This is a genomic window from Enterobacter cloacae complex sp. 394F7 (assembly GCF_057320385.1).
Genome location: NZ_JBXWCS010000003.1, coordinates 14,232 through 38,569, shown reverse-complemented (window position 1 = coordinate 38,569; position 24,338 = coordinate 14,232). Strand labels below are relative to the sequence as shown.

Genomic DNA, 24,338 nt, shown 5'->3' with positions numbered 1-24,338 from the left:
CAATCAAGCAAAGCACATCCCTGTTTAATTAAAACACGCAGGACTTGCACCAATGCCGAGGCCGCTATCCGAAATGCTAACCGATCGCCACGATCCTCTGTCTTTCAGAATGTCTCCCGCCAGAGATAATTCTTCAGATTACGCGCGTAAATGTAAGCCTATCGTTCCGCTCTCCTGCGCTTTCTCAATAAGGCCAGCGACTCTGTTACTGCGGCGAGTGCTACCAGTAAAAAATCCATTACGTCCAGCATCCCCTGATGCTGATCTTATTTATCAGTGATATTTTCGATAAAACTATGGAGAGATTCTTCGATTTTATAATGTTTAAGTCCCTGTGCTAAGGCTATTTGGGCCCCTTCATAAACCATATGTAATAAAACAGCTTTCTCCTCCGGGTTTGTTAACCTAAGCTTTCGACATAAACTTTCTATTCGGGTTACCTGTTTTGCTTTGTAGGAAGCAATCACAGCCCTTCCTGGATGGGAGGGATTAGGCAACTCAACAAGGCTGTTCGTAAGCGGACAGCCTCTGGAATTACGTTCAGTTGATGGTGATGCAATGTTGGATGCTAAAGCCATAAGCATTTCACGTGGTTGTCCTTGATATTTTGTTTCAAGAGTCAACCATTCTGCGTCATAGTTATTAGCTACGGAAGTGAGCCAGCAGGCTACGAGTTCGTCTTTAGAAATAAAATGCCGATAGAGTGCCATTTTTGTGGTTTTTGCTTCTTTGGCAATTCTTTCTACCCCCACTCCGCGGATACCTTCTTGATAGAAAAGACGTTCCGTCGCTTGCATTATTCGTTGTTTTGGCGTTTGGCATTCAGTCATAAAATTTTTCGAATCCATGTATTGACTCACGATACCGTTCGGCACTAAGGTTTGATACCGAACGGTATCACACTTTAAGTTATGAGGAAACACAATGCCTGCATTAGTTATTATCGATCTCGAAGTGCATGATTTTGATTTAATGGCACGCTATGAGGAGCAAGCCATCGGGTTACTTGAAAAATATAACGCACGTCCTATTGTAAGGAATTTCGAAGCTGATCTTTATGAAGGAGAACGGCGGCCCTCATGGTTAGTAGTCCTTGAATTTCCTGATAAAGATACCGTTCGGGCATTTTACGATTCTCCAGAATACCAACCAATGAAACAGTTACGCTGGAAAGCGGCAAAATCGAAAAGCATAGTTGTAACTGAAACCCTATAAAAAACATATTCAACTTGCTTCGTGACGTCCTTCACAAGATGATAGTTTATCCATAAACTAACTAAACTTTATAACCATTGTAAGTCCTTCACTATGAACCTTAATAAGAAAAAAACAATAAACGAGGGGGCATTTTTGCTGAATCAGGGGGAGCAGATGCAACACATTTGGTATGTACATGAAGGTATTTTGCGTGCCGTCAATCAATCCCCGACTGGTACTGAACGAGTTAAAGAGTTCTACTTCCCAGGCGAATATTGCTTCTTGTATCTTAGCTGGTTGACGCAATGTCCGGCCAGATATAGTTTGCAGGCTGTTACCAAATGCGTTATTTCAGCACTTCCTTTGAGTTTTTTGGACTCAGCTGAGGGCAAAGCTTTGGCTGATAAACTTTTACGCCAACAGGTAACTTACAAGGAAAAAAAAGAAGAAATGTTATTGTTACACACTCCGTCTCAACGCTATCTCTACCTTCAGACTCATTTCCCAGAATGGCAGAGGCATTTAACGCAACGTGATTTAGCTAATTACATCGGTGTATCTCCGGTAAGTCTGTCACGCATACGCCATCGAATTAACAAAGGTTAATGCGGTTACTCGCTGCTTCAAGCATTCTCGACTCTCATCAGCAACGAGTGGAGACTATTTTGACACTTTTTTTATCCTCCCAATTTCTCGCGACATGTGCTTTCATTCTGGACGTGTCGGCGTTTTTTTTAGCTTCGAGACCTCAGACGTTACGATGCCTTGCTCTTTCCACTCTACTGATGTCAGTGCATTTTATGCTTCTTTCTCAATTGAGCGCAGCAGTTTTGATGCTCATTGCATCAAGTAGGTATTTAATCGCTACACGTATACAACACAAATCAATAATGTGGATATTTATAGTCTTATCTATAATAAGTAGTATTTTCACATGGCAGCGCCTCGAAAATTTATTACCTTTATGTGGTAGTTTACTACATACCTACGCAGCCTTTCGCAGACATGATTTAACCTTACGTCTCTTTACCGCGACAGGAAGTTTATGCTGGCTAATAAACAACCTTCTTTGTCATTCTCCTGTTGCAGCCGCCATGGAGGCGTTTTTTATAATGTCGACACTGGTGAGTTATATTCGAATAAACAAACACTCGCAGGATCCCTTAGTCAAGCCCGAGCCTTTATTATGTGTTGCCAGTAAAATCAAAAGACCTTCACGGTAGGCATGACTTATTCCAATATATTTTTACCAAACCTAATTATTGCCATACGATGTATGAAAAGATAATTTGAGTAATTTCTTGCTCTTTAACAGACTGAATTTTTTGTAGTTTATACAATCTCAGTTGCAGGGATGCACATTTTTTTCAACCATAGCCCTGTTACCATTATTAAATAAGGGTCTTTTTTAACATATTAACAAACCATCGACCAGCAGGACCAGGAGGGTATTCTATTAAATGTAAAGCATGCATGGAAAAGCCAGTCCCAATATCCGGTTGTACCTCAAGATTCAATGTCACCAGTGTACCGTTAGCCAGGTCTTGCTTAACTACTGGTAAAGGCATATAGCCCCAACCAAGCCCTGCTCGTAAGAAAGCATGTTTTGCCCCCATATCACCTAAACGCCATGTCTTTGCCGACATAACGCCAAAATTTCGACCAACAGTGAGGGGAGAACGATCGGCCAAGACAAGTTGCACATAATCTTCTGCAACCGAGCGAAGAACCGGAACTGCCAGTTTAGCCAGCGGATGTTCCGGTGATACAACAGCTACGGCTGGTATGGTCATAAGAAACTCAGATAAGCATCCTGCTGGAATATCAGGTAGCGAACCTATAATCGCCACCCGACAATGCCCGGAAAGTAACGGTTGAAGCCCCCCCCCCAAGAGGTTCAACATACAGATGTAAAGGCGTCGCAGGGAAGGTTTTATGAAACTCCTTTACTGCTACAGTTAGGTTTTCTATAGGAAACATAACATCGACTGATACTGCAAGCTCAGGCTCTAACCCTTCAGCTAAAGTGCGTGCCTTAGCCTTGAAAGCATCCATCCCATCCGTTACATGGCGGGCAGCTTCCAGCAAAGCTATACCCGCTTCCGTAAGCTTTGGAAAACGCCCTGTTCTATCAAACAAGGGGAATCCAACTTGAGACTCAAGATTGGCCAATGTCGCACTGACTACCGACTGCGCTCTGTGTAGCTTTCGCCCGGCAGCAGAAAAACTTCCCTCATCAACTGCCGCAACAAAAGTACGAAGTTGATCAATAGACATACCGTCAAGCATGTATCGCTCCAACAGATGGGATATATCTAATTATATAGGCTATCCAGATATGAGCGCGAGTCTTACTATCCCGCCGTGTACTTAAACGAATGAGTCAAGAAAATGAATACGGCAAATTATCGCAATATAGATTATCGCACCCATGGCAATACCCGTCGCGGAGTTACGCGCCTGGTGAGTCCTGGAGATTTAGGCCAACTAATTAAACCTTTTGTCTTCCTCGATTTGTTCCATTTGGAGGGGTCTGCAAGCAAAATGGGCATGCACCCTCATTCAGGCATCGCAACCGTCACGGTTGTCATGGATGGAGCGCTTGATTACTTTGAAACAACTGGTAGCGGCGGTCGGCTTTTAACTGGTGGAGTTGAATGGATGAGCGCTGGCGGTGGAGTATGGCATGAGGGTGGCGCAGCTCCGGGCCAGCATGTTACGGGTTTCCAGTTGTGGTTAGCGCTACCTTCTGATGATGAAAACAGTCCATCGTATAGCCATTATGTACATTCCAGGAGCGTGCCTGTTCACGGACCTGCACGAATAATTATTGGTAGTTACGGGGGCGTCAACAGCAAAATAAGTACCCGAGCCTCAATAAACTATCTACATATCAAACTGAATGATGGAGAACATTGGACATATGTGCCTCCAGAGAATCACAACATCGGTTGGGTGGCGGTTGCTACTGGTTCGCTGGAGACTGGAGGTGCCAGAATTCAACGTGAAGTGGCAATTTTCGAGGAAGGGAATGGCATCATTAATTTTATAGCTCACGGTTCTACTGAATTTGTGCTGGGCTCCGCCGTAAAACATCCATACGAACTTATTACCGGTTATTACTCTGTCCATACAACCGAGGCAGCACTGGCAAAAGGTGAAGAGGAAATCCGCAGAATCGGCTCCCAGTTACGTGCCGCGCAGGGGGCATGATTGTCATATAAATTGATATAAACAATACGGGTTTAATGTGAAACCCAATGTTTTTATCACTGTTATGAATGAGATAAATAAAAATCTATTCCACGCATCATCGATTTACTGCGAGGTAAGGAAAATGACTTTATCCTCTTTAATGTTAAACAAAAATGTTCACAGAGTATTACCTTTTACCCAAGTATCAATAGCGTGTGTGATTGTCGTTGAGCTAGCTTGTAGCCTCATGCTGGCGACAGGCATCAAATCCCGGCTTATTGTAACTTTACTTGTCGGTTTCGCCATTATTACCGGCCTAGTCTTTCATAATGCTCTAAGTGAACAGAAGCAGCTCATACAGTTTCTACAAAATATAGCAATGGCCGGTGGTCTGCTTCAGATAACCGCGTTTGGACCCAATTTTTTCATTCTCAAAAATTAAAAAGTGCCTTCTCATCGGAAGGTTCAATCCACTTGTTCTTAAGGAAATAAAATATGAAAACTAACACTATCGGCATAATAGGCGCTGGGGCTATAGGGCAGGCATTTGCCAGACAACTTGTCAAAGCTAATCTCAACGTCATCCTAAGCAATAGTCGAGGTCCGGACAGCCTGGCTACTGTAGTTGAAATGTTGGGTAACAGAGCTCGTGCAGGCACCGTTCAGCAAGCCGCTGAAGCTGAGATAGTATTTATCAGCACTAACTGGAATAGTACAGAATCGGCTTTAAGAGGTTTAGATTTCGAAGGTCGCATTCTCATTGACGCCACGAACCCAGTGCTTTTGCCTGGATTCACGCTGGCTGAGCTGGGAGGTAAAAACTCAAGTCAATTAGTTACGAAATGGGCACGGGGAGCTCGTGTTGTTAAAGCTTTTAACACTATTTTAGCTAACGTACTGGCCCAGGATCCGGTTCAGTCTGGTGGACGCCGTGTTGTATTTATCTCTGGAGACCATACTGATGCAAAATCTGAAGTAGAGCAGCTAGTTGCACATATTGGGTTCGCGACCATAGGCTTAGGTAGTCTTGAAACAGGTGGTTATCTCCAACAATTCCCTGGTGGTCCTCTGCCGGCAGTTAATTTACTGAAACTCCCATAATTTTTGTTGGCGGTTAATATGACTCAGCATACTTCCGCAGATTCGTTTGAAGAATACATCCCTGGCGAGTTGATCAAGGAATATCGTGCTCAGTGTTCTCGTGATGTATTTGTACAAATCCTTTCTCGTAGACATGAACAGGATTGCATAATCATTCCGGCCGTACCTGAACCCTTTATTGTATGGATACTCTCAGGGGAAGCCGTCGTAGAAGAACGGTTTCCAGGAGGAGAGTGGCTAGAAAACCGAGTTGTCGCAGGGGATTTTTTTCTCACGACTTCAGCCCATCCTTCTGAACTGAGATGGCGGGCTGATCCAAACATCCCGTTCACAGTCATGCACGTCTATATCGGTGTGGCCATGATGCCAGATATTGAATTGCAGGAAGTATCGGGAGCAAAAGATCAAACAGTTTCAGCTTTGCTGGAGCATATTCGCACGGAGATGTTCTTTCAGGATCCACCTAGTGGACCATTTATCCAAGGCATCGCTCAAGCACTGGCGGTTCATCTGGCTCGTACTTACGGAACTAATGTAAGTCGCCCTCGGGGAGGTTTACAGGCGTATAAACTGTATAGAGTTTTTAAAGCGATGCGCGAAGAGTTAGCTCGACCATTTAATTTAGCACGGTTAGCTGAATTGACAGAGTTAAGCGAATTTCATTTCAGCCGCGTTTTCAAGCAATCAACCGGTTATTCGCCATCAGATTACTTTATCCGGTTACGAATGGACGAGGCTCGTCGCCTATTATCCGAAACAGATTGCTCGATTATCGATATAGCCTTAGCCGTAGGATATAACAGTCCAAGCCATTTTGCCGCAGTCTTCCGCAAACTTTATGGTGTACCACCATCAAGATTTCGAGCCGATTATGTTCGTAGCAAAACCACGATAGGTTGAGCAATTTTCCGCGCGCATACTACTGCTAAAAGAGACATTATTGAACCGTGCTTCAGAAGATTTACCTGAAGATATTAAACTAGTTAACGAGAGGATCAATTATGGAACTTAAAGGTAAAGTAGCTATCGTGACTGGAGCTTCAAGCGGCATCGGTGCAGCCACCGCAAAAAAACTCGCTCGGCATGGCGTGGTTGTTGGTCTGGCTGCCCGTCGGATGGATCGACTACAAGCACTTGTCACAGAGATCAAGGCTGCTGGTGGTGAATCACTTGCACTGGAGATGGATGTAACTGATCAGGCCTCGGTGAAAGAAGGTGTGGATATACTACATAAGACTTATGGACATATTGATATCGCTTTCAACAACGCAGGGCTTATGCCTATTTCAGACATTTCACAACTGAAAGTTGATGAATGGCATCGTATGGTAGATGTTAACATCAAAGGTGTGCTTAATACTGTTTCATCCATACTCCCTATCATGCAAAATCAAAAATCAGGACATATAATTAATACATCTTCTATCGCTGGTCGAAAAACGTTTCCAGGCCTTGGAGTGTATTGTGCGACAAAGCATGCGGTCGCTGCTTTTACAGATATTCTACGAATGGAGTTATCGCCTAAATACAACATCCGTGTTACATCCTTACAGCCAGGAGCTGTTGAAAGCGAGCTATTCGAGCATATTACAGACCAGGATTATCGTAAACAGATGGAGGGTTTAAAAGAACAGATGAAATTCCTGAGGTCAGAAGATATTGCTGACTCCATCATTTACGTATTGCAAGCGCCAGACCATGTAGACGTGGCAGAAATGTTCATAATGCCTACAGAACAACCGTGGTAAGCGCCTGGAGCGGGCCAGAGTGCACGCTTATTGGCCCGTTCCATTAACGTAAACATTAATTGGGAGGATAATATTGTGGATTATTTTACCGCTGTGCGAATTTTTGTTCGCATTGTCGAAACGGGGAGCTTTGCAAGGGCGGCAGAATCTCTTGAAATACCTAAAAATACGGTTACAAAATTAGTCCAAGCGCTGGAAGCACATTTACGCGTAAAATTACTCCACCGAACCACCAGAAAAGTGTCACCAACAAATGATGGCGCACTTTATTTTGAACGTATGGTTAATTTGCTTGCCGAATGGTATGCAATTGAGTCTGAGTTATCAGCTGGCCAGAAGAATCCGCATGGACGTTTGCGTGTTCATATATCAAGTATGGCATCACATCTTATCATCCCTGCGCTTGGAGACTTTCGCCTGCATTATCCTGAGATGCAACTTGATGTGGAGGTAAGTGACAAAGCCTTAGATATGGTAAACGAACAAATTGATTGCGTTATACAAGCAGGGGAGATTCGAACCACTTCCCTAATTGCCCGCCATCTGGGCAATTTGCCATTTATTCTTTGCGCATCGCCAATTTATCTTGCGAAACATACCATGCCAGCCATCCCCCTCGATATTGAAAACGGACATACCCTTATACATTATCAGTATACTGGTTCAGTACGGCAAATGCTGCTTAAGCTAAAATCGCAGAAAGAAAATGTAGAAATTAAGAGTAAATATTTTATCTCTGTTAATGACATTAATGCATTATTTTCTGCAGCTATAGCCGGACTTGGCATTGTATCGGGGCCAGCTTTCATGCTACAACCCTCAATTAACGATGGTAAATTAATACCTCTTTTTCCCCAGTGGTCATCACCGTCTGTGCCACTACATATCATATATCCTGCCAACCGCTATATGAACTCGCGGACACGGGTTTTCGTAGAATGGGTTTCCGAAATCATTAAGAATAATCAATACATTATGCCCCCACGTGTATCAAAATAATGATGACACATGGGAGAATATGAAAAATTAATCAAACAGTTTATTGGCTGTTTTGGCAATAAGCGCGCCCTGGTGATGCGCCCCTCCAAGCTCAATCTCGCTTGGTAAACGTTGCCCCTGCCCTCCTGCGATAGTTGTGGCACCATAAGGGCTACCGCCTACAATTTCTTCAATTGACATCTGTCCAGAGTAACTATATGGCAGACCGACAATTGTCATGCCAAAATGCAGCATATTTGTGATGATTGAGAATAGTGTGACTTCCTGCCCCCCATGCTGTGTAGCAGTGGAAGTAAAAGCACCTCCCACTTTTCCATTTAGCGCACCACGAGCCCACAGACCTCCAGCCTGGTCAAGGAATGCAGCCATTTGTGACGGCATACGGCCGAAACGTGTTGGCGCTCCGATAATAATCGCGTCATAATTGACCAAATCGTCAACCTTGGCTACTGGCGCATTTTGTTGCAGCTTAAAATGGGCACCTTTAGCGATTTCTTCAGGTACTGTTTCTGGCACACGCCTGATGTCTACTGTTGCACCAGTACTGCGAGCGCCACTTGCCACAGCGTCGGCCATAGCTTCTATATGACCATAGGATGAATAATACAGAACAAGGACTTTAGACATAAATTTCTCCACTAATTAGTATATTAGTACTTAAAAGCTTATATAACTGACAGCAGGCCGCCGTCCACGAGCAGGGCAATACCTGTTACATAACTCGACATATCAGAACCTAACCAAACGACCGCGTCTCCTATTTCTGCAGGTTTACCAAGGCGACGCAGAGGGGTACGCTGCCGGAAGCCTTCCGCCGCTTCGGCGATTCCGGGACTATTACGTAACAAATGAGTATCAATGGTACCAGGTGCCACCGCATTGACACGGATGCCATCGGGGCCAAGGGCATCAGCAAGAGCCTTTGCCATTAACACAACACCACCTTTGCTGGTCGAATATGCAACTGTCATACCCGCACCAACAATCCCCCCCATACTAGCCATCAGGACAATACTGCCTGGCTTATTGTTTGCCTGCATCTGCTTTGCAGATGATTGAGCACAAAATAAAGTGCCATCCAGGTTAATAGACATTAAACGCCGGTACTGCTCTTCTTCAACATAAGGGCCATCCGAGCGTAAGGTAATACCAGCATTTGCGACCATTAAATCGAGCCCGCCAAATTCCATGGCCGTATCAACTAAGGCATCTACCTCAATACGTTTACTGACGTCTGCTTTAACAAATCGACCAATAACACCAAGTTTTGTAATTTCACTGGTTGTTTTGGTCCCCCCTTCACGCGGCTCTTCCGTGATATCCGAAACGATCACCGCGCGCGCACCATGTTTAGCTGCCGATATCGCTATCGCCCTTCCAATGCCACTGGCGGCGCCAGTAACAATAACCACCTTATTATTTAAAAGGTTACTCATTACGCTCTCCTATAGAGGAATAAGTTACGCTTCAAAGCCGCCGACTGTCATACCGCCGTCTAAAATGAGCATCTGCCCATGTAAATAACTAGCCGCATGAGATGACATCCATACTGCTGCCTCAGCAATCTCAGCAGGGTGAGCACCACGCTTTGCCGGAATACTTTCTTTCAACAAATCCGCGAATGCAGGGTTTTGCGCACTGTTAGCAATTACCATCGGTGTCTCTGTCCATCCTGGTGCAATAGCGTTAATTCGAATGCCATGTGCTGCATTTTCCATTGCGGCAACTCTTGTCAATCCTAATACGCCATGTTTAGATGCCGCATATGCACACATACCACCAGGACCAGTCAACGCAGCCACTGAAGCTGTGTTGACAATCGTTCCTCCTGTTCGTTTGATCAGAGGTAATTGATATTTCATGCCAAGAAATACACTACGCAGATTGACTGAAATAACATGGTCAAAATCTTCGGATGGATAATTTTCAATGCGATACGTCCCACCGGTTATGCCCGCATTATTTAGCGCACCATCGAGTCGTCCGACCTCGCTATCAATACGTATCAATAATGCACTTACCTCAGACTCCTGGCTTACATTAATATTAACCAAACGGGTTTGACCACCTTCAGACGAAATAATGTGACCTGTTTCCTCCAAAGTATTTACGTTTAGATCAATTGCATACACTAATGCGCCTCGTGTTGCGAAAAGCCTCGCAGCCTCTCGACCAATCCCCGACCCTGCGCCAGTGACGAGAATTACTTTATCAAGGAAATCTTTTTCCATTCTGACCACCATCTACTTACGCAATAGAACCCAATTGCTGCATCAAAGAATAGAGATGTGCTACCCCCCAATGTTCAATGATCTGGCAGTTTTGAACGCGCATTACGTCCACAGTATCGAAATGGATTTTACGGCCAGTTGGCGAAACTCCCAGAAAATCGCCCAGGTGGGTACCGTAATAAGTTTTGTAAGTTGTTACTCGATCCCCATCTACTGTTTGCCAATGGATAACAGCGTGAAAATCGGGAAAAGCTTCACGAAGTTTTAGATATAAGGTGCGTGCACCTTTTTTATCGGGAGTACAGTTCGGCTGAGGTGTATGATCGATAAAATCATCCGCAAAAAGCTGCTCAAACAGCGAAAAATTGCCACCGCCCTGTACTTCCTCTGTATTCAGGCGCACGATGGCCTTAGCCATGTCGCTCAATGTTGTCACATTGGGAAGTATTATGGCTGCACCTACAATTTTACGATCGGCCATATCCTGATGCGCACGCGCAATTTCGTACATGTTATAAATATCAGGAGACTCGTAACCGAATATTCCTTGTTCTATTGCCTGGAACACGTCGGTGCTGGCACGCTCCAATGCATCCCGCTCACCGACATATTGTGCCGTGCTGGGTTGTACATGGCGGATTCTGCGGGCTGAAATTGCCGTCTTGTCTATATCTGGAAAGCCGGAAGCGTTACCGACATGGATCAACTCACCGCCATCTTTCAGGGCAGCGATTGATTGAGCAAATGTTTGTTTACCCACCAGTTCATAGACAACGTCAACTCCCCTTCCGTCTGTCAACTCGAGTATGCGTTCCACCAGAAGTGGGTCGTTAACATTCAAAACATGCTCTATTCCATAGCTACGAACAAGGCCCGCTTTTGCCTCTGAGCCTACACTTGCAATGACCATAGCACCCAGAGCCTTCGCCCAGCGAGCCACAATGGAACCGACACCACCAGACACGCCGTTAATTAAAATAACCTCATTAGGTTGCAATTGATGTACACCGTATAACATCATCCAGCCAGTGAGTCCTTTAGTAAATGTCGCTGCGGCTAAGGTTGAGTTAATAGTTCGCGGGAGCTTTATAAGGAATCGCGCTTCGATCAAACGCTCGGTTGAATAAGCGCCAGCTGAAAAAAAATAAGCAACTCTATCACCAACTTTAAAATCAGTAACTCCAGGCCCAACTTCTTCAATAACCCCCGCGCCTTCTACACCCATCTCTATAGGAAGTTGCGCTTGGTATATCCCGGACCTGAATAATGTATCAATGAAGTTCAAGCCGATGGCTTCATGACGCAACCGAACTTCGCCTGTGGCAGGTGTCGGAAGTTCAGCTAATTCTTCAAAAACCATCGAACTCGGTGGCCCAGGCTTGTATAGACGAACGCGAATATTCATTACAGCTCCCGGTTGAATGAGTAACAAACACAAAGTAAACAATTTAACGAAGCGAATAAACATTCAATTATTGGATTCAGTATCCCTAAAAAATACATAATGAAAAGCAAACATAAAAACATCAACAATAGCATTATGTTAGTCATAAGGCTCTGCTATTCCTTTTTACTTTTATATCAATGAATTACTTAACATAATTTACAGAATCGTATGTATTCATCTCTTCTCTTACAGTAACTAAGCTACGGAGTCAGGATGTAATTGTTATAAATGAGGATAATTCTAAAATTGGCAGGGGTTACGCACAACTTAACTCATATAAATTTAACAACTATCACAAGCTAATATTTTACAACTCGATACATTAGAATTAAAAAAGCTGCTCCCTTGCAGTTTTTTTAATGATATGTCGATAATATCACAGTCTTTTTTTGACCAGTTTGGCTGTCATATAAACGCCATTGTCAACACGTGCACTGGTAATTCTATATGATGCCCCAGCTTTTTGCGCCTGGGTTGCTACCTTGACTTCAGCACTTTCAAGTGTGGATGCAGTAGCCGTTACGCTCTGTGCGAAACTGCCAAAAGAGACCACAGATAATATCGCCACTGCGACTAATTTTTTAATGCTTTTCATGATCGTATCCTCAGATTAGCTTTTTCAGATTGAGGCTCTGTGCCTCATTGTGATTAATCATAATTGTTAAAGCACAAAAGTAATAGATGTTGCCTTTGTTGTTAACCTTCAAAAAAATGAACATACAAAAGAAACCAGGATGTTATACATCACGGCCATTATTCAAATAATTAATACGTATGTGCGAATAAATCAAGATAATCTGAAATTATAGACAAGCTGTTTGCATTACAGTTTTCTAAAAGATATGTTTATATCAGTATTTTTATGGTAATTATAAGAATTGATTATACTCAATTCCGCCATAATGTATTATTTTAATTAATTCAATCCAGACATTTCCTGACACCTTTAATAAATAAGGTCATCATTTTCACTATTAAATAACTTTTAATCTTAATAATTAAGCGTAACCAGAGAGCTTGGTTAGCTTAAATCAGTTCATGGATCGACAAAAACTATCAAACCAGTGTCCGGGTACGCTGAATCACAATACCATTCATTTAAAGTACGATACTCATTTCCTGCCGGCCCTCTGGATACAAGTGATACCAATTATGCTCCTTTCTGTACCCTAAGTTTAGGTTGAACCGGGGAGATACTATTGAGTTCATTAGACTAACAGAATGCTATTGTTGCTGACTTATAAAGTAAACTTGAGATTGGTAAATGTCAGAAGAATTGAGTCTGGAGCGGGCGAAGGGAATCGAACCCTCGTATAGAGCTTGGGAAGCTCTCGTTCTACCATTGAACTACGCCCGCTTTGAGGTGCGTAAAGCATTATAGACCTTACGCCTCTTCATACAAGCCTCTTCGCAACTAAATGGCGATAAAATAATCACTTAGCACTTCGGCTTGCTGCCCTGTGCCGGAAGATAACGCTGCGGGTCGATGGCGGTGGCCTTATAACGGATCTGGAAGTGCAGCTTCACCGTATCCGTGCCCGTGCTGCCCATGGTGGCGATCTTCTGCCCCGCCTTCACGTTCTGGCCGTTATTAACCAGCATTGTGTCGTTATGCGCATAAGCCGTGATGTAGTCTTCACCATGCTTAATCATGATCAAATTACCGTAACCGCGCAGCTGGTTGCCCACGTACACGACCTTCCCTGCTCCGGAGGCATAAACCGGCGTACCGCGCGCGGCTGCAATATCGATTCCCTTATTGCCGCCTTCAGATAAGGAGTATGGCAGCACAATTTTACCGCTGGCCGGCCAAATCCAGCAGCGCTGTCCGACAGGCGGCCAGGAGGATTGCGGCACCGCATAGGATGGCGTCACTTTGGCGGTTTTGCCTTTCGACGACGATTTTTTGCCCGAGGATGAACCGCCATTAACCTTCAGCTTCTGCCCCACTTCGATGGTATATGGCGGAGAGATATTATTCAGACGCGCCAGCTCCTTTACGCTGGTCCCCGTCGCGCGCGAAATCCGGTACAGCGTATCCCCGCGCTTCACGGTATAGACCGCACCGGAATAGCTGCCCATATCCGAAGATTTACTCCCTGAACAGCCTGCCAGTAATAGCGTCAGCATCAGGCAGAACACGGCAGTGATGGGATTTCTCGTCAGGCTTCCTGCAAACAAAACAGATCCTCGGTCAGCGTGAATGGCGCCCTATAATACCAGCCCAAACAGATATGGGTCAGCCCTTTTCCGCTCTGTGGAACAAACCGTTCGTACCGGAATGCAGTATAATGACATCGCTGGTGGTGCTGAGCCATCCGCATGGTTAGCACTGGAGCATCAATGAGTATTCAAGAACACGTTATTTTGGTAAATGACCAGGGAATGGTGATTGGCACTCAGGAAAAATACGCTGCACATACCTCCCATACCCCACTCCATCTGGCGTTCTCTTCCTGGCTCTTCAATGCCAAAGGGGAATGTCTTATCACCCGTCGCGCATTAAGCAAAAAAGCCTGGCCGGGTGTCTGGACGAACTCAGTCTGCGGCCATCCGCAATCTGGTGAAGCGATTGATCAGGCCATTGTGCGCCGCTGCCGCTATGAAGTGGGAGCCGAAATTACCGGGATCACCCCTGTCGCCGCTGAGTTTCGCTACTGTGAAACCGATCCTTCCGGGATCGTTGAAAATGAGATTTGTCCGGTCTTTGCCGCCAGGATCACGAATGCGCTGACGATCAACAGTGATGAAGTGATGGCATACGAATGGGTTGATCTGGACGCGTTGTTCCAGGCTCTGGATGCCACACCGTGGGCCTTTAGCCCCTGGATGGTGATGGAGGCTACGGCGGCACGCGAAAAACTGCGGGCCTTCGCCGCCAAATAAAAAAGCCCCGGCGACTATCGCACGGGGCTTTTTACGATCTGCAGACGTTATTTAACCGGACGCATCGCCGGGAACAGGATCACGTCGCGGATGGTGTGGCTGTTGGTGAACAGCATTACCATACGGTCAATACCAATACCCAGACCCGCCGTTGGTGGCAGGCCGTGCTCCAGCGCCGTCACGTAGTCTTCGTCGAAGAACATCGCTTCGTCGTCGCCTGCCGCTTTTGCGTCAACTTGATCCTGGAAGCGCTGCGCCTGATCTTCTGCATCGTTCAGCTCGCTAAAGCCGTTGCCGATTTCACGGCCACCGATGAAGAATTCAAAGCGGTCAGTGATCTCCGGGTTCTCGTCATTACGACGCGCCAGCGGGGACACTTCAGCCGGGTATTCAGTGATGAAGGTCGGCTGAATCAGGTGCGCTTCTGCCACTTCTTCGAAGATCTCAGTCACGATACGGCCCAGACCCCAGCTCTTCTCCACTTTAATACCGATGCTTTCAGCGATCGCTTTTGCAGAATCGAAGTTATCCAGATCCGCCATGTTGGTTTCCGGGCGGTATTTCTTGATGGCTTCGCGCATGGTCAGTTTTTCGAACGGCTTGCCGAAGTCGAACACTTCTTCACCGTAAGGTACCTGCGTGGTGCCCAGAATGTCCTGCGCCAGGGTGCGGAACAGGGATTCGGTCAGCTCGATCAGATCTTTGTAATCTGCATACGCCATATAGAGTTCCATCATGGTGAACTCTGGATTATGACGCACGGAGATGCCTTCGTTACGGAAGTTACGGTTGATTTCGAACACGCGATCGAACCCACCCACCACCAGACGCTTCAGGTACAGTTCCGGCGCAATACGCAGGTACATGTCCAGGTCCAGGGCGTTGTGATGGGTGATGAACGGACGTGCAGAAGCACCGCCCGGGATCACCTGCATCATTGGGGTTTCCACTTCCATAAAGTCGCGGTTAACCATGAACTGGCGGATACCGGCCATGATCTGGGAGCGAATTTTGAAAGTCTTGCGGGACTCATCGTTAGAGATGAGGTCCAGATAACGCTGGCGGTAGCGCGCTTCCTGATCCTGCAGGCCGTGGAATTTGTCCGGCAGCGGGCGCAGGGCTTTGGTCAACAGACGCAGTTCGGTGCAGTGGATAGACAGTTCACCGGTCTTGGTTTTGAACAGTTTACCTTTCGCGCCCAGGATATCGCCCAGGTCCCACTTCTTGAACTGCTCGTTGTAGATGCCTTCTGGCAGATCGTCACGGGAAACGTACAGCTGAATGCGGCCGCCCACGTCCTGCAGGGTAACGAAAGAGGCTTTACCCATGATACGACGGGTCATCATGCGGCCCGCAACGGCCACTTCGATGTTCAGCGCTTCCAGCTCTTCGTTTTCTTTAGCGTCGAAGTCAGCGTGCAGTTGGTCTGAGGTGTGGTCACGACGAAAATCGTTCGGGAACGGCACGCCCTGCTCGCGCAGCGCTGCCAGCTTCTCGCGGCGGGTTTTCAGTTCGTTGTTAAGATCGACTACCGCGTCAGCGCCCTGTGCTTGTTGTTCAGACATGTTGGTTCCTCATAACCCTGCTTTCAAACTTGCTTCGATAAATTGATCCAGGCTGCCGTCCAGCACCGCCTGCGTGTTACGGGTTTCAACCCCGGTACGCAGGTCTTTGATGCGGGAGTCATCAAGGACGTAAGAACGGATCTGGCTGCCCCAGCCGATATCAGACTTGTTGTCTTCCATCGCCTGTTTCTCAGCATTTTTCTTCTGCATCTCCAGCTCATAAAGCTTCGCTTTCATCTGCTTCATGGCCTGGTCTTTGTTCTTATGCTGGGAACGGTCATTCTGGCACTGTGTTACCAGCCCGGTTGGAATGTGGGTAATACGTACCGCCGATTCCGTACGGTTAACGTGCTGTCCGCCCGCGCCAGATGCGCGGTAAACGTCGATACGCAGATCTGCCGGGTTGATTTCGATATCGATATCTTCGTCAACTTCGGGGTAAACAAACGCGGAGCTGAATGAGGTATGACGACGACCACCGGAGTCGAACGGGCTCTTACGTACCAGGCGGTGAACGCCGGTTTCGGTACGCAGCCAGCCGTAGGCGTAGTCACCAATGATCTTGATGGTGACGGACTTAATGCCAGCCACTTCGCCTTCAGACTCTTCGATAATCTCGGTTTTAAAGCCACGCGCTTCAGCCCAGCGCAGATACATGCGCATCAGCATGCTGGCCCAGTCCTGCGCTTCAGTACCGCCAGAACCCGCCTGGATATCGAGATAGCAGTCAGCACTATCGTATTCGCCGGAGAACATACGACGGAACTCAAGCTGCGCCAGCTTCTCTTCCAGCACGTCGAGCTCTGCCACGGCTTCGTTAAAGGTTTCTTCGTCGTCGGCTTCTACAGCCAGCTCCAGCAAACCGGAAACGTCTTCCAGCCCCTGAGCCATTTGATCCAGCGTATCTACGATAGCTTCGAGAGAGGAACGCTCTTTACCCAGCGCCTGCGCGCGTTCAGGCTCGTTCCAGACGTCCGGCTGTTCCAGCTCGGCGTTTACTTCTTCAAGACGCTCTTTCTTGGCATCGTAGTCAAAGATACCCCCTAAGAACGTCAGAGCGCTCCGTGAGGTCCTGAATACGGTTTTTTACCGGATTAATTTCAAACATGGTCTGTTTTCTTTTATGGACTTGTCAAAATGCGGTGATAAGAGCGGGATTGTACCGAATCCACGCCCTTTTTTATAGAGATTACTGCCGCTAAATTGGCCAGATATTGTCGATGATGATTTGAAGGGAGCGGTTACCGCGAAACTCGTTGATATCCAGTTTGTAGGCCAGTTCGACCTCGCGTACGCCATTGTCCGGCCAGACAGTGGTATCGACGTTAAAGGCAATACCATCCAACAGCGGGCCGCCGCCCACCGGTTCCACCATCACTTTCAAGTGACGTTCGCCCACGATGCGCTGTTGCAGCAGACGGAAGCGGCCATCGAACAGCGGCTCCGGGAACATCTGCCCCCACGGGCCTGCATCGCGTAGCATTTGCGCCACTTCCATGGTCATCTCCATCGGTGCGAGCTCACCGTCGGAAATCACTTCCCCCTGCAGCAGAGCCGGGTCGATCCAGTCAGTCACCAGTTCGCCAAACAGACGCTGAAACTCGTCGAATTTCGCCTCTTCCAGCGACAAGCCTGCCGCCATCGCGTGACCACCGAATTTGAGCATCAGGCCCGGGTAGAGCGTATCCAGACGCTCCAGCGCATCGCGCATGTGCAGCCCCTGAATCGAACGACCGGAGCCCTTCAGCGTGCCATCGCCTGCGGGCGCAAATGCAATCACCGGACGGTGGAAACGCTCTTTAATACGCGACGCCAGAATGCCCACCACCCCCTGATGCCACTCAGGGTGGTACATCGCCAGCCCGCCCGGCAATGTTTCACCACTGCGTTCAAGCTTTTCACACAGGGTTAGTGCTTCAGCCTGCATTCCCTGTTCGATCTCTTTGCGGGTCTGGTTCAGCGCATCCAGTTCATTCGCCAGCACGCGCGCTTCACCAATGTTGTCGCACAGCAGCAGCGCGACGCCGACGGACATATCGTCCAGCCTGCCGGCCGCGTTCAGGCGCGGGCCGAGGGCAAAGCCCAAATCGCTGGCGGCGAGCTTGAGCGGATCGCGGTTCGCAATCTCCAGCAGCGCCTTAATACCCGGACGACACTTGCCCGCACGAATGCGGCTTAACCCTTGCCAGGTGAGGATACGGTTATTGGTATCGAGCGGTACCACGTCCGCCACGGTGCCGAGCGCAACAAGATCGAGATACTCGGCCAGATTGGGCACGGCGATCCCGCGGGACTCGAACCAGCCTTTATCCCGCAGCAGAGTACGCAGCGCCAGCATCAGATAAAACGCCACGCCCACGCCCGCCAGTGATTTCGACGGGAAATCGCAGTCGCGCAGGTTCGGGTTAATAATGGCTTCAGCGGCCGGCAGCGTTTCACCCGGCAGGTGGTGATCGGTGACCAGCACCGGGATCCCCAACTGATGCGCGTGATCGACCCCCGCATGGGAGGAGATCCCGTTATCTACGGTCAGGATCATCTGCGCGCCGCGGGCATGTGCCTGATCGACCACTTCCGGGCTAAGGCCATAACCATCTTCAAAGCGGTTAGGCACCAGATAGGTGACGTTTTCGCAGCCCAGCGCGCGCAGGCTGAGCACGCTCAGCGCGGTGCTGGTGGCGCCGTCGGCATCGAAATCCCCCACCACCACAATGCGCGTGCCTTCACGAAGCGCGTTGTAGAGCATTTCAGTGGCTTTTTCGATGCCGTTCAGCTGCTGCCAGGGCAGCATCCCTTTGACGCTGCGCTCAAGATCGCCTGCACTCCGCACGCCTCGGCTGGCGTAGAGCCGCTTTAACAGCGGCGGAAGATCGGCTGGCAAATCAACCTGTTCAACCGCGTCGCGGCGGCGCAATTTTATTGGGGCTTTCACGCGGATTATTTACCACCAAACTGTTTCTGGTGCGCGTCGAGGAACTCTTTCATCTCTTTTGGCCCCTGATAGCCCGGGACAACGTAGCCGTTGCTTAAGACAATGGCTGGCGTACCGGTCACGCCAAACTGCACGCCCAGCGCGTAGTGGTTGGCAATATCAATATCACAGGAAGCCGGCTGTACACCCTTACCGTTCATCGCGTCATCAAACGCTTTGTTACGATCTTTTGCACACCAGATGGCCTTCATGTCCTGCTCAGGCTGGCTCTGCACACCCGCGCGAGGGAAAGCCAGATAACGCACGGTAATGCCCAGCGCGTTGTAATCTTTCATCTCTTCATGCAGCTTGTGGCAGTAGCCACAGGTGATGTCGGTAAAGACGGTTATAACGTGTTTTTCCTGCGCCGCCTTATAAACGATCATCTCTTTTTCGAGCGCATTCAGGTTTTTCATCAGCAGCTGGTTGGTCACGTTCACCGGCTGCGCGCCGCTTACGTCGTACATCGGCCCCTGAATAATGTGTTTGCCATCTTCGGTCACGTACAGCACGCCGCTGTTGGTTAAAACGGTTTTCATCCCAGCCACCGGCGCAGGCTGAATATCGCTGCTGGTTACGCCGAGTTTCGTCAGCGACTGTTTGATAGCGGCGTCATCCGCATGGGCAAAACCGGTAAAAGAGGCTGCCAGCAGGGTGAACAGCGCAAAAGACTTTTTCATATAAGATCCTGTAACAATTCGTCGGCACTCACGCGCGAGGGTGGTGCTGTTGGTGTAGCTGCCGCAGGCGTTCCGTCGCGACATGGGTGTAAATTTGCGTCGTGGAAAGATCGCTGTGTCCCAGCAGCATCTGCACCACGCGCAGATCGGCGCCGTGGTTCAGCAGATGTGTCGCAAAGGCATGCCGCAACACGTGCGGCGACAGCTTTTCACTGTCAATGCCCGCCAGTGTGGCGTAATGCTTGATGCGATGCCAGAACGTTTGCCGCGTCATCTGCTGCGCACGCTGACTGGGGAACAAGACATCGATAGAAACGCCGTTCAGCAACCACGGACGACCGTGCTCCAGATACGTTTCCAGCCAGTACACCGCCTCTTCTCCCAGCGGGACCAGCCGTTCCTTGTTCCCTTTACCGATCACACGAACCACGCCCTGACGCAAGCTGATGTCGCTCATCGTCAGGCCAACCAGTTCCGAAACGCGCAAGCCGGTAGCATACAATAGCTCAAGCATGGCTTTATCGCGTAACTCCAGCGGCAGGTCAACAGCCGGAGATTGTAATAATCTCTCAACTTGTGCTTCGCTGAGATCTTTCGGTAGCCGCTGCGGGAGTTTAGGCGATGCCAGGAGGGCGCTGGGATCGTCCGCGCGAATTTTCTCACGGTAGAGATGCTGGAACAGTCGACGCATTGCACTGAGCAGACGCGCAGAGCTGGTGGCTTTGTAGCCCCCTTCCATACGCTCGCCGAGCAGCGCCTGCAGGTCGTCGCTTTGTGCGCTCTCCAGCGACAGTCCCCGGTGTGCCAGCCACTCCACCAGCATGGTGAGGTCCCGCCGATAGGCGCTCAGCGTATTTTGGGCCAGGTTTTTCTCCAGCCACAGCGCGTCGAGAAACTGTTCGATGAGTGCGAGATCCTTTTCCACATCAGCCCCTTTGATTCTGCAATCCGGGCATTATGCCTGATTGCGAGCGGTTTCTGGTACACTACGCGCAAAGTCATAGCAAGAATTGAGATAGATACGCGATGAATATTGGTCTGTTTTATGGTTCCAGCACCTGCTACACCGAAATGGCGGCAGAGAAAATTCGCGACATCATTGGCCCGGAACTGGTGACGTTGCATAACCTGAAGGACGATGCGCTCACGCTGATGGAGCAGTACGACGTATTGATCCTCGGCATCCCGACCTGGGATTTCGGTGAGATACAGGAAGACTGGGAAGCCATCTGGGATCAGCTCGATACGCTCAACCTCGACGGCAAAATCATTGCCATGTACGGTATGGGCGACCAGTTCGGTTACGGGGAATGGTTCCTGGATGCTCTCGGCATGCTGCACGATAAGCTGGCACCGAAGGGCGTCACGTTTATCGGCTACTGGCCAACGGAAGGTTACGAATTTACCAGTAAAAAACCGATTATCGCAGACGGCCAGCTGTTTGTCGGGCTCGCGCTGGATGAAACCAACCAGTACGATCTGAGCGACGAGCGTCTGCAAACCTGGTGCGAACAGATTCTGGGCGAAATGGCCGAGAAGTTCAGTTAACGCGTATTATTCCTGCGTCGGTTGCTGCTGCAGTAGCATCCGGCGCAGTTCCCGCCACTCCGCAATATCCATACTGTCGGCGGCCAGCCACAGATGCTGACACTTACCGCCGCCCACCTGGCGTAACCGTAGCATCATGCCGGAACTGAGCATCCAGGGCATACCGAGGATATCCCACTCCTGACCCTGCCAGCGCAGGCGGGAGTCCATCAGTAATTTGATCTCACCCTGGCGGGCATTGATCCGGCGCTGGCTGCGCACGCTGTCAAAAACGACGAACGACAGCAACAACAGCCACAGCGGCGTATAGCTAAGCGGCCACGGCATCAGTAAAACAAATGCCGCGACCAGGCCGTGGAGCAATAACGACATCCACTGCGAGCGCCACGAGACGCGAAGATCAGATTGCCACAGGACCACGTTCCCGATTCCGTGTTTGAATTAATTGCACCATCCGTTGCAACTCGGTGTCGGCGGGCTTGCCGTGGTTCATCAGCCAGTTGAATAAATCGGGATCGTCAGACTCAAGCAGGCGAACAAACAGACGCTTATCCTCATCGCTTAAGCTGTCATACTCATATTCGAAGAAAGGCATGATGGAGATATCAAGTTCACGCATGCCGCGTCGGCATGCCCAGTGAATACGGGCCTTGTTGTTAATATCCATGTTCTGTTTCCTGCATTACGTTTGGCACAGTCGGTACCCCGTTCAGTCTTCTTTATTTCTCTGCGGGGACACTCGCTAGTGTAACGTGTTTTTGACCGTTTCTTTACTGGAATATTGCGAAGCTGAAGTGGGCTTCCAGAATAACCCCTATAAAGACAGCGGATTACACTATTTTGCGTGGCGCTACGCATTGCTGCGTTATGGCACGAATGGCCTGCTGAAAGCGCTTGCAATGGCTGTAGTCTCTTTTACCATTAGGCATTATCAAAGCGTTAAGCAATTCAGGATACCGTTATGGCATTTACACCATTTTCTCCTCGCCAGCCCGCCGCCTCTGCGCGTCTGCCGCTGACGCTTATTTCTCTTGATGACTGGGCACTGGCCACACTCGTTGGTGCCGATGCCGAAAAATACCTTCAGGGCCAGGTCACGGCAGACGTGAGCCAGATGACCGAACATCAGCACCTGCTGGCTGCGCATTGCGATCCAAAAGGCAAAATGTGGAGCAACCTGCGTCTGTTCCGCCGTCAGGATGGCTTTGCCTTTATTGAGCGCCGCAGCCTGCGTGATGACCAGCTTAAAGAGCTAAAGAAATACGCGGTCTTTTCTAAAGTCACCATTGCGCCAGATGACGAGCACGTGCTGCTGGGCGTGGCCGGTTTTCAGGCGCGTGCCGCGCTGAAAAACCTGTTCAACGAACTGCCGGATGCAGAAAAACAGCTGGTTAGCGAAGGTGAGACCTCCATCCTGTGGTTTGAACACCCTGTAGAACGTTTCCTGCTGGTGACCGACGCCGCGACCGCCGAGCGCGTAACTGAGGCCCTGCGCGGTGAAGCCCAGTTCAATAACAGCCAACAGTGGCTGGCACTGAACATTGAAGCGGGTCTGCCGGTGATTGACGCGGCCAACAGCGCGCAGTTTATTCCGCAGGCGACCAACCTGCAGGCGCTGGGCGGCATTAGCTTTAAAAAAGGCTGTTACACCGGCCAGGAGATGGTCGCGCGGGCAAAATTCCGCGGCGCAAATAAGCGCGCGCTGTGGACTCTGGCGGGTCACGCCAGCCGTGTACCGGAAGCAGGTGAAGATTTAGAACTGAAGATGGGTGAAAACTGGCGCCGTACCGGCACCGTGCTAGCCGCCGTTCAGCTGGATGATGGCCGTCTGCTGGTGCAGGCGGTGATGAACAACGACATGGAAGCCGACAGCGTGTTCCGCGTGCGTGATGATGCCAATACCTTGAGTATTGAGCCGCTGCCGTATTCACTGGAAGAGTGATGCTGTATCGCCCGGTGGCGCTGCGCTTACCGGGCCTACGGTTTTGGTGTTCTCCCTCTCGCTGTGGGAGAGGGTTAGGGTGAGGGCAACAGGCCGCAAGATGTAAAAACTAAACCTGCCCCACATACAAATAAATTGCCAGGAAGTGACACACGCTGCCCCCAAGTACAAAGCCGTGCCAAATAGCATGGTTATAAGGGATGCGCTTGCAGACATAGAAAATGACGCCCAACGAGTAGACCACGCCGCCTACGGCAAGCAAGGTCACGCCCCCTACCGCCAGCTTAATCGCCAGCTGATAAACCACTATCAGCGACAGCCAGCCCATCGTCAGGTAGGTCACCAGCGACAACACCTTAAACCGGTGCGCAATGGTCAGCTTAAAGAGGATCCCCAGCAGTGCCAGGCTCCAGATCACAATCATCAGGCCACGCGACAGCGGTGAGTTCAAGCCCACCAGCAGGAACGGCGTGTAGGTGCCTGCAATAAGTAGATAGATAGCGCAGTGGTCAAATTTTTTGAGCCATATCTTCGCCCGCTGATGCGGAATGGCGTGATACAGCGTCGACGCCAGAAACAGCAGGATCATACTCCCGCCATACAGGCTGTAGCTGGTAATGGCCATGGCACTGGCGTTGGTGTCCACCGCCTGCACCAGTAATAACACTAAACCGACAATCCCAAACACCAGGCCAATGCCGTGGCTGATGCTGTTGGCTACTTCCTCAGCCAGTGAATATCCCTGTGCGATTAATGGTCTGCTCACCATACAAAACTCCGGGAAAACGAAAGATGATTATTCATCGCATGACTATGCTAACTGAGAAT

The 24,338-nt window shown here is 49.0% G+C and carries 29 protein-coding genes and 1 tRNA gene; 12 read left to right on the top strand and 18 right to left on the bottom strand.

Annotation, left to right across the window (positions count from 1 at the left end; translation table 11 throughout):
* Window positions 1-266: 266 nt before the first annotated feature.
* Window positions 267-848, bottom strand: coding sequence for a TetR/AcrR family transcriptional regulator (locus AC2FAK_RS05055; RefSeq protein WP_141236763.1), 582 nt, complete (start codon window positions 846-848; stop codon window positions 267-269).
* Between the two features lie 76 nt (window positions 849-924).
* Between AC2FAK_RS05055 and AC2FAK_RS05050 the strand changes: the two genes are divergently transcribed.
* From AC2FAK_RS05050 to AC2FAK_RS05040, 3 genes are all read left to right on the top strand, one after another.
* A complete protein-coding gene (locus AC2FAK_RS05050) occupies window positions 925-1,215 on the top strand; it encodes a DUF1330 domain-containing protein (protein ID WP_095454955.1) in 291 nt (96 codons plus the stop codon).
* 156 nt (window positions 1,216-1,371) lie between these two features.
* Complete coding sequence (locus tag AC2FAK_RS05045) at window positions 1,372-1,803, top strand: Crp/Fnr family transcriptional regulator (RefSeq protein WP_240516899.1); 432 nt, start codon at window positions 1,372-1,374, stop codon at window positions 1,801-1,803.
* A complete protein-coding gene (locus AC2FAK_RS05040) occupies window positions 1,803-2,420 on the top strand; it encodes a YgjV family protein (protein WP_095454953.1) in 618 nt (205 codons plus the stop codon). Before AC2FAK_RS05045 ends, AC2FAK_RS05040 begins: the two co-directional genes overlap by 1 nt.
* A 168-nt stretch (window positions 2,421-2,588) precedes the next feature.
* Here the strand turns inward: AC2FAK_RS05040 and AC2FAK_RS05035 are convergent, their stop codons facing one another.
* On the bottom strand, window positions 2,589-3,101 hold the full coding sequence (locus tag AC2FAK_RS05035; RefSeq protein ID WP_240516898.1) for a LysR substrate-binding domain-containing protein: 513 nt from the start codon (window positions 3,099-3,101) through the stop codon (window positions 2,589-2,591).
* Window positions 3,022-3,486, bottom strand: coding sequence for a LysR family transcriptional regulator (locus tag AC2FAK_RS05030; protein ID WP_240516897.1), 465 nt, complete (start codon window positions 3,484-3,486; stop codon window positions 3,022-3,024). Before AC2FAK_RS05030 ends, AC2FAK_RS05035 begins: the two co-directional genes overlap by 80 nt.
* A 102-nt stretch (window positions 3,487-3,588) precedes the next feature.
* Here AC2FAK_RS05030 and AC2FAK_RS05025 point away from each other — a divergent pair, with 102 nt between their 5' ends.
* The 6 genes from AC2FAK_RS05025 to AC2FAK_RS05000 all read left to right on the top strand — a co-directional run bounded on the left by AC2FAK_RS05025 (window position 3,589) and on the right by AC2FAK_RS05000 (window position 8,240).
* On the top strand, window positions 3,589-4,410 hold the full coding sequence (locus AC2FAK_RS05025) for a pirin family protein (RefSeq protein WP_095454952.1): 822 nt from the start codon (window positions 3,589-3,591) through the stop codon (window positions 4,408-4,410).
* 124 nt (window positions 4,411-4,534) lie between these two features.
* Window positions 4,535-4,834 carry a DoxX family membrane protein gene (locus tag AC2FAK_RS05020; protein WP_170942748.1) on the top strand — a complete coding sequence of 100 codons (300 nt, stop codon included), beginning with the start codon at window positions 4,535-4,537 and terminating at the stop codon, window positions 4,832-4,834.
* 53 nt (window positions 4,835-4,887) lie between these two features.
* The gene (locus tag AC2FAK_RS05015) at window positions 4,888-5,493 is read left to right on the top strand and encodes an NADPH-dependent F420 reductase (RefSeq protein WP_095454950.1); all 606 of its coding nucleotides are present in this window, start codon (window positions 4,888-4,890) and stop codon (window positions 5,491-5,493) included.
* An 18-nt stretch (window positions 5,494-5,511) separates the two neighbouring features.
* Window positions 5,512-6,393, top strand: a complete 882-nt coding sequence (locus AC2FAK_RS05010; protein WP_095454949.1) for a helix-turn-helix transcriptional regulator — start codon at window positions 5,512-5,514, stop codon at window positions 6,391-6,393.
* A gap of 101 nt (window positions 6,394-6,494) precedes the next feature.
* Entirely contained in the window at window positions 6,495-7,241 is a 747-nt protein-coding gene (locus AC2FAK_RS05005; protein WP_095454948.1) for an SDR family oxidoreductase, read from the top strand.
* Window positions 7,242-7,316: 75 nt separating this feature from the next.
* Entirely contained in the window at window positions 7,317-8,240 is a 924-nt protein-coding gene (locus tag AC2FAK_RS05000) for a LysR family transcriptional regulator (RefSeq protein ID WP_170942747.1), read from the top strand.
* A 27-nt stretch (window positions 8,241-8,267) separates the two neighbouring features.
* Here AC2FAK_RS05000 and wrbA read toward each other — a convergent pair whose 3' ends face one another.
* The 7 genes from wrbA to actS form a co-directional block, all read right to left on the bottom strand.
* Complete coding sequence (gene wrbA, locus AC2FAK_RS04995; RefSeq protein ID WP_095454946.1) at window positions 8,268-8,867, bottom strand: NAD(P)H:quinone oxidoreductase; 600 nt, start codon at window positions 8,865-8,867, stop codon at window positions 8,268-8,270.
* Window positions 8,868-8,905: 38 nt separating this feature from the next.
* Window positions 8,906-9,676, bottom strand: coding sequence for an SDR family NAD(P)-dependent oxidoreductase (locus tag AC2FAK_RS04990; protein WP_095454945.1), 771 nt, complete (start codon window positions 9,674-9,676; stop codon window positions 8,906-8,908).
* 24 nt (window positions 9,677-9,700) lie between these two features.
* Entirely contained in the window at window positions 9,701-10,471 is a 771-nt protein-coding gene (locus AC2FAK_RS04985; RefSeq protein WP_095454944.1) for an SDR family NAD(P)-dependent oxidoreductase, read from the bottom strand.
* A gap of 16 nt (window positions 10,472-10,487) precedes the next feature.
* Window positions 10,488-11,876, bottom strand: a complete 1,389-nt coding sequence (locus tag AC2FAK_RS04980) for an ester cyclase (RefSeq protein WP_205742470.1) — start codon at window positions 11,874-11,876, stop codon at window positions 10,488-10,490.
* Window positions 11,877-12,294: 418 nt separating this feature from the next.
* Entirely contained in the window at window positions 12,295-12,513 is a 219-nt protein-coding gene (locus tag AC2FAK_RS04975) for a YdgH/BhsA/McbA family protein (protein ID WP_095454943.1), read from the bottom strand.
* Window positions 12,514-13,201: 688 nt separating this feature from the next.
* Window positions 13,202-13,275 (bottom strand) — tRNA-Gly (locus AC2FAK_RS04970).
* 80 nt (window positions 13,276-13,355) lie between these two features.
* Entirely contained in the window at window positions 13,356-14,099 is a 744-nt protein-coding gene (actS, locus tag AC2FAK_RS04965) for an amidase activator ActS (RefSeq protein ID WP_276307910.1), read from the bottom strand.
* Window positions 14,100-14,261: 162 nt separating this feature from the next.
* Here actS and idi point away from each other — a divergent pair, with 162 nt between their 5' ends.
* Window positions 14,262-14,804: an isopentenyl-diphosphate Delta-isomerase gene (idi, locus tag AC2FAK_RS04960; protein ID WP_013098607.1), complete on the top strand. Its 543-nt coding sequence runs from the start codon at window positions 14,262-14,264 to the stop codon at window positions 14,802-14,804.
* 47 nt (window positions 14,805-14,851) lie between these two features.
* Here idi and lysS read toward each other — a convergent pair whose 3' ends face one another.
* The 5 genes from lysS to xerD form a co-directional block, all read right to left on the bottom strand.
* A complete protein-coding gene (gene lysS / locus AC2FAK_RS04955) occupies window positions 14,852-16,369 on the bottom strand; it encodes a lysine--tRNA ligase (RefSeq protein WP_013098608.1) in 1,518 nt (505 codons plus the stop codon).
* Between the two features lie 9 nt (window positions 16,370-16,378).
* Window positions 16,379-17,477, bottom strand: a protein-coding gene (gene prfB / locus AC2FAK_RS04950) for a peptide chain release factor 2 (protein ID WP_095908218.1) whose coding sequence is annotated in 2 segments (ribosomal slippage) — window positions 16,379-17,401 and window positions 17,403-17,477 — 1,098 coding nt in all. Because the reading frame shifts where the segments join, the coding sequence is not laid out codon by codon here.
* A 90-nt stretch (window positions 17,478-17,567) separates the two neighbouring features.
* Window positions 17,568-19,301 (bottom strand): single-stranded-DNA-specific exonuclease RecJ, encoded by a 1,734-nt coding sequence (gene recJ / locus AC2FAK_RS04945; protein WP_045902722.1) that lies wholly within the window; start codon window positions 19,299-19,301, stop codon window positions 17,568-17,570.
* 5 nt (window positions 19,302-19,306) lie between these two features.
* Window positions 19,307-20,020 carry a bifunctional protein-disulfide isomerase/oxidoreductase DsbC gene (gene dsbC / locus AC2FAK_RS04940; RefSeq protein WP_013098611.1) on the bottom strand — a complete coding sequence of 238 codons (714 nt, stop codon included), beginning with the start codon at window positions 20,018-20,020 and terminating at the stop codon, window positions 19,307-19,309.
* 28 nt (window positions 20,021-20,048) lie between these two features.
* Window positions 20,049-20,945 (bottom strand): site-specific tyrosine recombinase XerD, encoded by an 897-nt coding sequence (gene xerD, locus AC2FAK_RS04935; RefSeq protein WP_013098612.1) that lies wholly within the window; start codon window positions 20,943-20,945, stop codon window positions 20,049-20,051.
* Window positions 20,946-21,046: 101 nt separating this feature from the next.
* On the opposite strand from xerD, the gene fldB reads away from it, so the two are divergent.
* Window positions 21,047-21,568 carry a flavodoxin FldB gene (fldB, locus tag AC2FAK_RS04930; protein WP_013098613.1) on the top strand — a complete coding sequence of 174 codons (522 nt, stop codon included), beginning with the start codon at window positions 21,047-21,049 and terminating at the stop codon, window positions 21,566-21,568.
* Between the two features lie 6 nt (window positions 21,569-21,574).
* Here the strand turns inward: fldB and AC2FAK_RS04925 are convergent, their stop codons facing one another.
* Entirely contained in the window at window positions 21,575-21,988 is a 414-nt protein-coding gene (locus AC2FAK_RS04925) for a protein YgfX (RefSeq protein ID WP_020687087.1), read from the bottom strand.
* Window positions 21,969-22,235, bottom strand: coding sequence for an FAD assembly factor SdhE (gene sdhE / locus AC2FAK_RS04920; protein WP_013098615.1), 267 nt, complete (start codon window positions 22,233-22,235; stop codon window positions 21,969-21,971). The genes AC2FAK_RS04925 and sdhE overlap by 20 nt, the downstream gene beginning before the upstream one ends.
* Before the next feature lie 294 nt (window positions 22,236-22,529).
* Here sdhE and ygfZ point away from each other — a divergent pair, with 294 nt between their 5' ends.
* Window positions 22,530-23,510 (top strand): tRNA-modifying protein YgfZ, encoded by a 981-nt coding sequence (gene ygfZ, locus AC2FAK_RS04915; RefSeq protein WP_020687086.1) that lies wholly within the window; start codon window positions 22,530-22,532, stop codon window positions 23,508-23,510.
* 109 nt (window positions 23,511-23,619) lie between these two features.
* Here the strand turns inward: ygfZ and trhA are convergent, their stop codons facing one another.
* Window positions 23,620-24,279 carry a PAQR family membrane homeostasis protein TrhA gene (trhA, locus tag AC2FAK_RS04910; protein WP_003863433.1) on the bottom strand — a complete coding sequence of 220 codons (660 nt, stop codon included), beginning with the start codon at window positions 24,277-24,279 and terminating at the stop codon, window positions 23,620-23,622.
* Between the last annotated feature and the right edge of the window lie 59 nt (window positions 24,280-24,338).